The sequence below is a fragment of the Syntrophothermus lipocalidus DSM 12680 genome, assembly GCF_000092405.1.
GTDB classification, from domain to species: domain Bacteria; phylum Bacillota; class Syntrophomonadia; order Syntrophomonadales; family Syntrophothermaceae; genus Syntrophothermus; species Syntrophothermus lipocalidus.
Map to the genome: position 1 here is coordinate 2,197,137 of NC_014220.1, position 12,658 is coordinate 2,209,794.

Annotated in this window: 10 protein-coding genes and 1 other annotated feature (1 of these 11 running past the window's edge); all 10 genes read right to left on the minus strand. The window is 51.6% G+C overall.

The window, feature by feature from the left end:
- Positions 1-7 precede the first annotated feature (7 nt).
- A complete protein-coding gene (gene cimA / locus SLIP_RS10675) occupies positions 8-1,600 on the minus strand; it encodes a citramalate synthase (protein ID WP_013176299.1) in 1,593 nt (530 codons plus the stop codon).
- A gap of 22 nt (positions 1,601-1,622) precedes the next feature.
- Positions 1,623-2,702, minus strand: a complete 1,080-nt coding sequence (gene leuB, locus SLIP_RS10680; protein WP_013176300.1) for a 3-isopropylmalate dehydrogenase — start codon at positions 2,700-2,702, stop codon at positions 1,623-1,625.
- Positions 2,695-3,195 (minus strand): 3-isopropylmalate dehydratase small subunit, encoded by a 501-nt coding sequence (gene leuD, locus SLIP_RS10685; protein ID WP_013176301.1) that lies wholly within the window; start codon positions 3,193-3,195, stop codon positions 2,695-2,697. Before leuD ends, leuB begins: the two co-directional genes overlap by 8 nt.
- Entirely contained in the window at positions 3,192-4,457 is a 1,266-nt protein-coding gene (leuC, locus tag SLIP_RS10690) for a 3-isopropylmalate dehydratase large subunit (protein ID WP_013176302.1), read from the minus strand. The genes leuD and leuC overlap by 4 nt, the downstream gene beginning before the upstream one ends.
- Positions 4,458-4,460: 3 nt before the next feature.
- The gene (locus SLIP_RS10695; protein WP_013176303.1) at positions 4,461-6,014 is read right to left on the minus strand and encodes a 2-isopropylmalate synthase; all 1,554 of its coding nucleotides are present in this window, start codon (positions 6,012-6,014) and stop codon (positions 4,461-4,463) included.
- Between the two features lie 103 nt (positions 6,015-6,117).
- The gene (gene ilvC, locus SLIP_RS10700; RefSeq protein ID WP_013176304.1) at positions 6,118-7,131 is read right to left on the minus strand and encodes a ketol-acid reductoisomerase; all 1,014 of its coding nucleotides are present in this window, start codon (positions 7,129-7,131) and stop codon (positions 6,118-6,120) included.
- A gap of 227 nt (positions 7,132-7,358) precedes the next feature.
- Positions 7,359-7,838: an acetolactate synthase small subunit gene (ilvN, locus tag SLIP_RS10705; RefSeq protein WP_041433039.1), complete on the minus strand. Its 480-nt coding sequence runs from the start codon at positions 7,836-7,838 to the stop codon at positions 7,359-7,361.
- Positions 7,838-9,526 (minus strand): biosynthetic-type acetolactate synthase large subunit, encoded by a 1,689-nt coding sequence (gene ilvB / locus SLIP_RS10710; RefSeq protein ID WP_041433041.1) that lies wholly within the window; start codon positions 9,524-9,526, stop codon positions 7,838-7,840. The genes ilvN and ilvB overlap by 1 nt, the downstream gene beginning before the upstream one ends.
- A 72-nt stretch (positions 9,527-9,598) precedes the next feature.
- Entirely contained in the window at positions 9,599-11,260 is a 1,662-nt protein-coding gene (gene ilvD, locus SLIP_RS10715) for a dihydroxy-acid dehydratase (RefSeq protein WP_013176307.1), read from the minus strand.
- Between the two features lie 280 nt (positions 11,261-11,540).
- Positions 11,541-12,416: a branched-chain-amino-acid transaminase gene (ilvE, locus tag SLIP_RS10720; protein ID WP_013176308.1), complete on the minus strand. Its 876-nt coding sequence runs from the start codon at positions 12,414-12,416 to the stop codon at positions 11,541-11,543.
- 59 nt (positions 12,417-12,475) lie between these two features.
- Positions 12,476-12,658 (minus strand) — a binding site (T-box leader); it runs 68 nt beyond the window's last position.

The window sequence follows — 12,658 nt, forward strand, 5'->3', positions numbered from 1 at the left end:
CTCTTTTTTATTCGTCTTGTTCGTCTGTGTCTTCCTTCGAACCAGTCGGGCTCAGCCTTTTCATAAGCATGTAGTTGAGGCTGTCTACTAATGCCTGCCAACTGGCTTCGATGATGTTTTCCGAAACTCCAACGGTACTCCAGCTATCTTTTTCGTCCGAAGATTCAATCAACACCCTAACCTTGGCTGCCGTACCGTCAGTACCGTCCAGGACCCTGACTTTATAGTCCCGAAGATGCATCTCCTGTATCATCGGATAAAACTCCGTAAGAGCCTTCCTTAAAGCGTTGTCCAAGGCATTTACTGGCCCGTCACCCTCAGCCGCGGTATGAACGGTTTTGCTGTCCACGGTTAGCTTTATCATCGCCTCGGCAATAATGCCGTTATCCTCCCGCTTTTCGATGAGTATTTTTAGGTTTTGCAGTTGGAAAAAGTCTTGATACTCGCCGAAAGCCCTCCGTAGCAACAACTCTAACGAAGCATCTGCGCCTTCGAACTGGAATCCTTGGCTTTCCAACTCCTTTATTTCTTGTATGACCTCTCGCGTTCGGCTGTCATAGGAATTTATATCGAGGTTCAGTTCTCTGGCTTTGTAGAGCAAGTTGGAAAGGCCTGACAGCTCTGACACCAAGACCCGGCGGTGGTTACCAACCGCAGCCGGATCGATGTGTTCGTAGGTTAAAGGATCTTTCAAAAGGGCGTTTACATGAACGCCTCCTTTGTGAGCAAATGCCCCGTACCCTACGAAGGGCTGGCTGTTGTATCGAGGCATATTTGCCACTTCACTTACATAGTGCGATACCTCTGTTAACCTTGATAGGTGATTGTCGGGAATACACCGCTTCTGCATCTTCAGCTCGAGGATGGGGATAATACTTGAGATATCCGCATTCCCGCATCTTTCCCCGTAACCATTCATTGTTCCCTGAACCTGGGTGGCGCCAAGCCTGACTGCAATGAGGGAATTCACCACCGCGCAAGCACTATCGTTATGGGCATGAATACCCAGGGGCAGGTTAAAATGCTTTTTAACCTCGCTTATCGTTTCTTCTAGGTCCCAAGGGAGAGTGCCCCCGTTGGTATCACAGAGGACCAACCAGTCAGCTCCGGCATCAGCAGCAGCCCCCAGAACCTGCAGAGCATAATCCGGATTACATCGGTAACCGTCGAAAAAATGCTCGGCATCGAAAATAACCTCTAATCCGCGATCCTTTAAGTATGAAACCGTATCCCTCACCATCTGTAAGTTTTCTTCCAGGGTAGTACCCAAAGCCCGGTACACGTGAAAGTCCCAGCTCTTACCGAAAATCGTGACCGCCTCGGTCTTGGCTTCCAAGAGGGCCCGCAGGTTGGCATCTTGCCAGACGCTAGAGTCCGGTTTTCGGGTACTGCTAAAGGCCGTGATGCGCGCGTGCTTTAACTCGACTTCTTTTATGCGGCTGAAAAACTCCAGGTCCTTAGGATTACTTCCCGGCCACCCGCCTTCGATGTAGCTTACGCCCAGCCAGTCGAGTTTTTTGGCAATTTTCAGCTTGTCTTCCACCGAAAAGGCCAATCCCTCTCCCTGTGACCCATCGCGGAGGGTGGTATCATAAATCAATACACCTAATCTCTTATCCCCACTACACCTCGACCTCCTCAACTTTTCTCGCTACTAAATCACCCATTTCCCTGGTGTTAACCAGCTTCTGATCCGGCTCCGTAATGTCCGGCGTCCGGTAGCCTTCGGCCAGAACTTCGCGGACCGCCTGCTCAACCGCCAAAGCCTCTTGTTCCAAATCGAACGAATACCTCAGCATCATGGCAGCCGACAGTATCGTAGCCAACGGGTTTGCTTTCCCCTGCCCGGCGATATCGGGAGCTGACCCGTGAGAAGGCTCATACATTCCTACTTTCCCGCCAATAGAGGCAGAAGGTAGCATTCCCAAAGATCCGGTCAGCATAGAGGCTTCGTCGGTCAATATATCTCCAAACATGTTTTCAGTTACGATCACATCGAATTGACGCGGATTGCGTATGAGCTGCATGGCACAGTTGTCGACGTACATGTGGCTGAATTCGACGTCAGGATACTCCAGAGCTACTCGATTGGCCACCTCGCGCCATAACCTAGAGCTTTCTAGAACATTGGCCTTGTCCACCGATGTCACTTTCTTTCTCCGTTTCCTCGCCGCCTCGCAGGCCAAACGAACTATGCGTTCGATCTCATACGTCGAGTACTCCAGAACATCGATAGCCCTTTCTCCGCCCAGAAGCTTCTCCCGCCGCTTCTCCCCGAAGTACAACCCGCCGGTCAGTTCCCTCACTACCAAGAGATCTACTCCCTCGATAATATCGGGTTTCAGGGAGGAAGCATGAACCAGTTCCGGGAACAGGTAAGCGGGCCGCAGGTTAGCGTAAAGCCCAAGTTCCTTACGCAGAGCCAACAGCGCTGCCGCCTCGGGCCTGAGCGCAGCCGGCAGGTTATCCCATTTGGGACCACCTATGGCTCCTAGAAGAACAGCGTCGCTATCTTTGCACAGGGCCAGGGTTTCTTCAGGCAAAGGAACCCCCACCTCGTCGATAGCCGCTCCCCCGACCAGGGCTTCGGTAAAAGCGAATTCGTGTTTGAACCTCTTAGCAACTGCTTTCAATACTTTTTGCGCTTCAGGTACGATCTCGGTCCCGATACCATCCCCGGGTAACACGGCTATCTTAAACACCGGCCTTCATCCTTTCCCTAACGTAATTGATAAGCCCACCGCTGGCCATAATCCTTTGCATAAACTCTGGGAACGGAGTCGCCTGATACTCCTTGCCCGAGGTCAGGTTGGTTATTACTCCCCGGTCCAAATCAACCTCAAGCTCGTCGCCAGGCCGTACCTCGTCAACCACCTCCGGGCATTCAAGAATCGGAAGCCCGATGTTAATGGCATTGCGGTAAAATATACGGGCAAAAGACTTGGCAATTACGCAAGACACTCCCGCAGCTTGGATAGCCAAAGGAGCATGCTCGCGCGAGCTGCCGCAGCCGAAGTTCTTATCGGCCACAATGACATCCCCAGTTTTAACCTTTTTCGGGAAATCGGGATCAGCATCCTCCATACAGTGCAGGGCCAGATGTTTCGGGTCACTGGTATTCAGGTAACGGGCGGGAATAATGGCGTCGGTATCTACGTCAGCCCCGAACTTATGCACCTCGCCTCTCAGCTTCATCTTACCACCTCCCAAGGAGCCGCGATTCTTCCCATAACCGCGCTAGCAGCCGCCACCGCAGGTGAAGCAAGGTATACCTCGCTTTCCGGATGACCCATCCTGCCCACAAAATTACGGTTGGTAGTAGCAACAGCCCTCTCTCCTTTGGCCAGTATCCCCATGTGACCGCCCAGACACGGCCCGCAGGTCGGGGTGCTCACCGCCGCCCCCGCCTCGATGAATATCTCTACCAGGCCCCGGCGTAGGGCTTCGAGGTATATTTCTTGGGTGCCTGGTATAATAATCGTCCTTATCTCGCGGTGGACTTTTTTCCCTTTCAATATACTGGCCGCAATTTCTAAATCCTCTATCCTACCGTTGGTACAGGAGCCGATTACGACTTGGTCAATAGACACATTCCCGGCTTGGCTGACCGGTCTCACGTTTTCCGGTGAATGAGGAAAGGCCACCTGCGGTTCCATTTTCGAAACGTCGTATTCCCGGACCTCATAGTAGCTGGCATCAGGATCACTCGTAAACACCCGGTACGGCCGCTTGGCCCTGCTATTCACATAATCCAAGGTTATTTCATCAGCCTCGAAAATGCCGTTCTTGGCCCCAGCTTCGATAGCCATGTTAGCCATGGTAAAACGGTTATCCATCGAAAGCTTCCTAATAGCTTCACCTGTGAATTCCATCGCCATATATCTGGCCCCGTCTACTCCAATATCCCCTATAGTGTGAAGGATCAGGTCTTTACCGCTTACCCACTTGGGCAGTTCACCGTAATAGACGAACTTCATGGTTTCCGGCACCTTGAACCAGGCCTCGCCGGTAGCCATCCCTGCAGCCATATCGGTCGACCCGACCCCAGTGGCAAAAGCGCCCAGTGCCCCGTAAGTGCAGGTGTGAGAGTCGGCTCCGATGACCACGTCTCCAGGAACCACCAACCCCTCCTGAGGCAGCAGGCAGTGTTCGATACCCATCTTCCCTACTTCAAAGTAGTTTTCAATGCTGTAAGCCCGGGCGAACTCTCGTACCTGCTTAGCCTGTTCAGCCGAGTTAATGTCTTTATTGGGAGTGAAATGATCAGGTACCAGGACCACCCGTTCGTTATCAAAAACCCGGGTCAAGCCAAGCTTCTCAAACTCGGCAATAGCTACCGGGGCAGTTATATCGTTTCCTAAAACCAAGTCTACCCGGCAACTAATCAGTTCTCCCGGCTCCACCTGGTCTTTCCCAGCGTGATAGGCCAAAATCTTTTCGGTCATAGTCATTCCCATCTATCACTGCCCCCTTTGATCCGATGAGGAATTATTATTGTTTCTAATCCGGTCAAAGTCCGCTTTGTTGAGGGCATTGATGTATGCCCGAACGCTGGCTTCGACGATGTCTGTACTGACCCCCCGACCCACGTAGGTCCGCCCATTCACTCTCACGCGGACGATGACTTCGCCCAGGGCATCCTTTCCTCCCGTGACCGCGTTCAGCTTGTACTCGAGGAGCTCTCCCTGAAGCCCGGTTATTTTGTCGACCACGTGAAAAGCGGCGTCCACAGGACCGTCACCCGTGCCGGCATCTTCGAAGACAACTCCCTCGATAGCAACACCCACAGTCGCGGTAGGGATTAAACGGGTACCACTGGCGAAATACAGGTAGTTAAGACGGAACCTTTCGGGAATAGCCCAGACTTCATCCTTAATAAGGGCCTCGATGTCGTCATCTGTAACCTCCTTCTTCTTGTCCGCCAGCTCCTTGAAACGGCGAAAAGCTTTGTCCAGCTCTTCCCCGCTCAGCTCAAACCCCATTTCCTTAAGTTTCTCGCTGAAAGCATGCCGCCCTGAATGCTTCCCTAAAACCAGGTTGCTCTTGTAGATTCCTATCAGTTCGGGCTTCATTATTTCATAAGTAGTTCTTTCTTTGAGCACCCCGTCCTGGTGAATCCCGGCTTCATGGGCGAAAGCGTTCTTGCCGACAATAGCTTTGTTCGGTTGTACCACCATACCGGTCAAAGAACTTACTAGCCTGCTGGTGCGGTAAATCTCCTGGTAGTTGACAGCTACTTCTTTTTGATAAAAGGCTTTTTTAGTGTACAGGGCCATTATAATCTCTTCCAAGGAGGCGTTGCCAGCTCGTTCCCCGATACCGTTGATAGCTCCCTCTATCTGGGTTGCCCCGTTCAGAATCGCGGCCAAAGAATTAGCTACCGCCAGTCCCAGGTCATTGTGGCAATGTACGGACAAACGTGCCCGGTGAATGTTGGGCACCCTCTCCATTATGGCCTTGATGAAGCGCCCGAACTCATCCGGTATCGCATAGCCCACGGTATCAGGAAGGTTTACCACCGTAGCTCCTGCATCGATGACCTTCTCCACCACAGTGCACAGGTAATCCAAATCACTGCGAGAAGCATCTTCGGCCGAAAACTCCACGTCGGAGCAGAATTGCTTGGCATACTTGACCGCTGCCACCGCCTGTTCCAAGACTTCTTCCCGCGACCTCTGTAGCTTGTATTTTAGGTGTATGTCCGAGGTGGCGATAAACGTGTGAATTCGCGGGCTTTCTGCCCCCTTTAAAGCCTCCCATCCCGCATCGATGTCTTCTCTGGTAGCCCGGCACAACCCGGCAATAACGGGCCCTTTAACCCGCTCGGCAATCGTTTTTACCGCTTGAAAGTCTCCGGGAGAAGCAATCGGAAAACCGGCCTCGATAACGTCCACCCCTAGGCGGGCCAGTTGCTGAGCTATCTCCAGCTTCTCCTGAACGTTGAGGCTTACCCCCGGAGATTGTTCCCCGTCTCTCAAGGTCGTGTCGAAAATGTATATCCGGTTGTTCGACATGAACATCCTCCTCTCGTCACCCTTTAGAGCTTCAGCAAAAAAAGGAGAAGCGGGTTTGCCACCCGCCCCCCGGTCAAGTACAGGTCAAACCCAAAATGGTCTGCTATTTTACCTCTTTAAGCCAAGGCATCATCGCCCTAAGTTCCTTACCTACTTTTTCTATCAGGTGCTCCTGCCCTTTCCTCCGCAAGGCACTGAAGACCGGACGGCCCACTTGGAATTCGAGCAAGAGCTCCCGGGCAAAAGTTCCATCCTGGATGGCAGCCAAAACCTTTTTCATCTCAGCCCTGGTGTTTTCGTTTATTATGCGCGGACCTACCGTGAGGTCGCCGTACTCAGCGGTATCACTGACCGAGTACCGCATAAGGCCGATACCGCCTTCGTATATAAGGTCTACTATGAGCTTAAGCTCGTGCAGGCACTCGAAATAGGCTATCTCCGGCTGGTATCCTGCCTCTACCAAGGTATCAAAACCGGCTTTAATAAGTTCAGTGACCCCGCCACAGAGCACACATTGTTCTCCGAATAGGTCGGTCTCGGTTTCTTCTTTAAAAGTAGTAGCGATGACACCTGCACGGGTACAGCCGATACCTTTAGCATAGGCTAACCCCGTTTCCAAGGCTTTCCCCGTATGGTCATTATGTACGGCTATGAGCCCGGGGACTCCCACTCCTTGCCTGTACATACGCCTGACCAGATGACCAGGACTCTTAGGCGCTACCATGAAGACATCGACGGAAGGCGGAGGCACAATTTGCCCGAAATGTATGTTGAACCCATGAGAAAATCCCAACGCATCGCCTTCGTTAAGGTAAGGTTCGATCTTTTCCCGGTAAACCTTGGCCTGGATATCATCCGGCACCAAAATCTGGATTATCTGGGCAGCTCGGGCCGCTTCATCTACCGGTAAAGGCGTAAGCCCGTCGGCTACAACCTGATTCCACTCCGCAGTGGTAAAATCGTCCTCCGGCTTACGCAACCCTACCACCACTTCGAGACCACTGTCGTGAAGGTTCTGGGCCTGAGCGTGTCCCTGGCTGCCATAACCGATCACGGCAATGGTCTTGCCTTTAAGCAGGTCAAGGTTTGCATCAGCATCATAATACATCCTAGCCATTAAAACCTACCTCCTTTTCTAAACATCCCTTCTTACTTTACAGAGACTTGGTGTTACCTCTTTAGCCTTCCCCAAAACAAATCAATTCTCAATTCTCAATTCTCAATTCCTATTCCCCGCCGTTAGAGCGCTCAGGCATTGCCCAAGGCTTAAAGGCAAAGGAAGTACTGATTAAACCACCACCCCTCTACTTGCCGGAGGATTCTGTATGCTTATACTGTATCCTTTCATCTAGCCCCCCTTAACATGGAAACCTTGCCGGTTCTGACCAACTCCAGTATGCCAAATGGACGGAGAGAAGCTTCAATCGCGTCGATCTTGCCGGTGTCTCCCGTAGCCTCAATGATAAGGCTGTTAGGTCCGATGTCTACGATACGGCCCCGAAAAACATCGACTATCTGGATGATCTCACTTCTGGCCTGGGCATCGGCCTTCACCTTTATCAAAACCAATTCCCTGTCGACAGTGGGCTGGTCGGTTATATCATATATTTTAATAGTTTCTACCAGTTTATGAAGTTGTTTGGTAACCTGCTCGATAACCACATCGTCGCCTTCGACCACGATGGTCATACGCGAAACGGCGGGATTCTCAGTCCTTCCGACGGCCAAGCTGTCAATGTTATATCCCCTACGGCGAAACAGGGTCGCTACCCGGGCCAAGACTCCAGGGTGATTTTCGACCACCACCGATAAAGTGTGTTTCATCATTCCTCACCTCCCAGCATGTTATACAGCGATTCGCCGGGCGGAACCATCGGGAATACGTTAGCCTCCCTTTCCACCCAGAAATCGATCACTACAGGCCGGTCGGTCACCGAAAAAGCCTCCCGCAAAGCGGGAGCCACATCTTGGGCCTCCTTCACCCTCATGCCGATAGCCCCATAAGCCTCGGCCAGTTTCACGAAATCAGGCTGCAAACTGATATCGGTGTAAGAGTAACGCCCGCCAAAAAACAGTTCCTGCCACTGCCGAACCATCCCCAGATACTGATTGTTCAAAATACAAATAACGATGGGAAGCCGTTGCTCGACCGCGGTGCACAACTCCTGGATGTTCATCTGGATACTCCCGTCTCCGGCTATGTCGATAACCGTCATATCGGGGCGAGCGATCTTGGCTCCTATTGCCGCCGGAAGCCCGAAACCCATGGTCCCCAACCCTCCCGAAGTAATGAAAGTACGAGGGCGGGTGAATTTGTAGAACTGGCTTGCCCACATCTGGTTCTGTCCTACTTCGGTGGTAATGATAGCATTTCCTTGGGTAGCGTAATAAATTTGCTCCACCACGTACTGGGGCTTAATCCTTCCAGGTTCGCGCGACTCAGAGTAAGTCAGAGGAAACTCTTCCTTCCACCGGTCAATCACCCGGTGCCACTCGCTGAATTTCTCTCGCGGTTCGAGCCGAGGTACGATCTCTTCCAGCACCTGTTTCACATCACCCACTATGGGGATGTCAACTCCAAAATTCTTACCTATCTCGGCGGCATCGATGTCGATGTGAATCACCTTGGCATGAGGAGCAAAGCTCGTAATCTTTCCCGTCACCCGGTCATCGAACCGTACCCCGACTGCGATGATGAGGTCCGATTCACTGACTGCATAATTCGCATACCGGGTTCCGTGCATCCCTAGCATCCCCAGGGAAAGGTAATGGGTTTCCGGGAAACAACCTATACCCATCAGGGTCGTAGCCACCGGTATCTTCATCTTTATAGCCAGCTCCTGCAATACCTCAGAAGCGCCGGAACTGATAACCCCTCCTCCGGCGTAGATGACAGGGCGTTCCGCCTGTCGGATGGCTTCCACCGCCAGCAAAACCTGCCCCATGTTACAGCTCTTCAGCACCCGGTATCCTCTGAGGTTCACTTCTTCGGGATAGCCGTTAAATTCCATCTCTCTTTCCATTATGTCGCGTGGAAGGTCTACTACAACGGGTCCCGGCCGGTTGGTACGGGCTATATAAAAGGCTTCTTTGATAATCCTCACCAGGTCCTCGCTTCGCTTGACCAGGTAGTTGTGTTTGGTTATCGGCAGCGTAATTCCTGTGATGTCAGCTTCCTGGAAGGCATCCCTACCTATGAGATGCGTCGCAACCTGTCCTGTAAAAGCCACCAACGGTACCGAGTCCATATACGCGGTAGCAATACCTGTTACCAGATTGGTAGCTCCAGGTCCAGAAGTCGCCAGGCACACCCCGACTTTTCCGCTAACCCGGGCGTATGCGTCTGCCGCGTGGGCTGCCCCTTGTTCGTGTCTTACCAAAACGTGTTTTACCTCTGAGGAGTACAGGGCGTCATATATTGGAAGCACTGCACCCCCAGGATAACCGAAGATAACTTCTACGCCTTCCTCTTTCAGACAACGCAGAAGCACCTCTGCCCCTTTCATTCTCATCTTCTCACCCCGCTAAAATCCTTATATAAAAAGCGGGCACTGGGCCCGCCTTCATATTAGCTATTGATAAGTCTAATCTTTCAAGATAGCGCCTGTACTGGCGGATTGCACCATTTTTGAATATCTTTTCATATAGCCTGAGTTTATCTTGGGTTCCGGAACTCGCCACTGCGTTCTCCTGGCAGCAAGTTCCTCGTCGCTAAGTCGTACACTAAGGCTGTGGTTCGGTATATCAATGACGATTATGTCTCCGTCCTGAATAAGAGCAATATTGCCCCCTTGTGCCGCCTCGGGAGATACGTGCCCTATAGAAGCTCCCCGGGTAGCACCAGAAAAACGGCCATCGGTTATAAGGGCTACGTCCTTGTCTAGCCCCATCCCCGCTATAGCAGAAGTAGGCGTGAGCATTTCCCTCATCCCTGGCCCTCCGCGCGGCCCTTCATACCGGATTACGACGACTTCTCCTTTTTCAATCTTGCCTCCTAGAATGGCTGCAACAGCTTCTTCTTCCGAGTCGAAAACCCGTGCTTTACCCTCGTGATAGAGCATGTCCGGGTCAACTGCCCCCTTCTTCACCACCGCGCCCTCCTCGGCCAGGTTACCGAACAGTATAGCCAACCCCCCGGTAGTACTGTGCGGATTCTCTATACTACGGATGACCTCGTGGTCCTTCACAGGGTAGTCATTGATAACCTCCCCAACCGTCTTACCAGTAACCGTCAGGCACTGGCGGTTTACCAGCCCTGCCTTGTCTAACTCGTTGAAAATGGCCTGAACTCCACCCGCAGCGTACAAGTCTTCTATAAAATGGTTGCCGGCAGGTTCGATTTTACATAGGTGAGGAGTGGTATCGCTGATATGGTTTATCAGGTTCAAGTCCAGCTTAACGCCGGCTTCGTGAGCGATAGCCATAAGATGCAAAACCGTATTGGTAGAACAACCTATTGCCATGTCCAGGCGTAAGGCATTGATGAAAGCCTCTTGGGTCATGATATCCCGGGGCTTTATGTCCCTTTCCCATAGCTCCATCACTTTCATGCCCGCCTGTTTGGCTAGACGGATTCGTTCAGAGTGTACCGCCGGTATAGTTCCGTTCCCGGGTAAGCCCATTCCTACCGCTTCCGTCAGGCAGTTCATGGAATTAGCGGTAAACATACCGGCACAGCTGCCACAACCCGGGCAAGCTACATCTTCAAGCTCCGCTAAGTCCGAAAGCGACATCTTACCTGCGCTGACCGCGCCTACCCCTTCAAAGACCGTGTTGAGGCTGACCTTGCGCCCCCGGAAATTGCCAGCCAACATCGGCCCTCCGCTGACAAACATACAAGGAAGATTGAGGCGAGCGGCCGCCATCAGCATCCCAGGGATGATTTTGTCGCAGTTAGGTATAAAAACCAGGGCATCGAAAGGATGAGCCATAGCCATTATCTCAATAGAATCGGCAATCAGTTCCCGGCTGGCCAGAGAGTATTTCATACCGATATGGTTCATGGCAATACCATCGCATACCCCTATAGTAGAAAACTCTATAGGAGTGCCCCCTTTCATCCTCACCCCGGCTTTGACCGCCTCGGCTATACGGTCTAGATGAATATGCCCTGGAATAATCTCGTTGGCCGAGTTGACTATACCGACTAAGGGTCTCTCCAACTCCTCATCGGTCAATCCTAAAGCTTTAAACAGTGAACGGTGAGGTGCTTTTTCTAGACCCTTTTTCGCCAGGTCACTTCTCATGGTTTCTCTCCTTTCGGTTGCGAAAGAAATTAGACGCAGATTAACGCAGATTTATAATGATAATGAATACCACGAAAATTAGCCACAGATGCACACAGATGTTTAATGATGTACACAGATTATTTTAATTGAATATTTACTAGGTTACATTACCCGACACCGAGGCTTTCCTTCTCTAATCGTGAAACCGCTGGGTGTTATCGGGGTCTGGTCTGGATTTAACGAAATTACCGTTTCCGATAACATGATTGCCTGTATCCTGTTACCCTATGGTTAAGTCTCAATAAATATCGATCCCGTCGACTTTGACCAGTTCGTGGAAATCTTCTAAGAGCTGCAGGAATATCGGTCCGGGCTTGCCGTTTCCGATTACGCGGTCATCGACCTTAGTAACTGGGATAAGCTCGGCGGCTGTGCCAGTCAAGAAGCATTCATCCGCTGTAAACAGGTCATACCTGGGCAGCATCACCTCAGCCACCGGAATGCCTCTCTTCTGTGCCAGCTCTATAACAGCGTTGCGCGTAACCCCTTCTAGGATGCCGGCATAAGGGGGAGGCGTCTTAAGCACCCCGTTCTTTACAATAAAGATATTATCCCCTGTACATTCTGCTACGAAACCTTCTTGATTCAGCAAAACCGCTTCTGGTACCCCCGCTATGTTTGCCTCAATCTTAGCCATTATGTTGTTCAGGTAATTAAGTGATTTTATCCGCGGGTTCACGCCTTCCGGTATATTGCGACGGGTAGGAACGGTTATCACAGTGAGCCCTGTCTGGTAAAGCTCTTCGGGATACAGGGTTATGGACGAAGCTATGTTTACTACAGTCGGTCGGGGGCACTTCCTCGGGTCCAGCCCTAGATCCCCAGCTCCGCGTGATACTACCAATCTGATGTAGGCGTCGGTAAGGTTGTTCCGGCGGCAGGTTTCACATACGACCTCGATCATTTCATCTTTAGTTAGAGGGATTTCGAGGTTGATGGCTTTGGCAGAGTCATACAGTCGATCGATGTGCTCGCGCAGGCGAAAAACCTTACCGTGGTAGGCGCGTATTCCTTCGAATACCCCATCCCCGTAAAGGAACCCGTGGTCGAAAACTGAAACTTTGGCCTCTTCTTCTGGCACAAAACTCCCGTTAAGGTAGATTAACAACCCCATCCCCAACACTCCTTCGACTTCAAGTTACTGAATAAAAACTTAAACCCCTCGTCCCCAGATTCAGGGACGAGAGGTTTAACTCCCGCGGTACCACCCTGATTGCCGCTTGCTGCGGCCACTCACCAGCGCTTCAATGCTACCGGTTTTGATAACGGACTACCAGTCCGGCAATTCCTACTAAGCCATTTAAACCGTTCAGAACTGCAGCTCGAGGGCGATCTCCACATACCATATTAGTACCG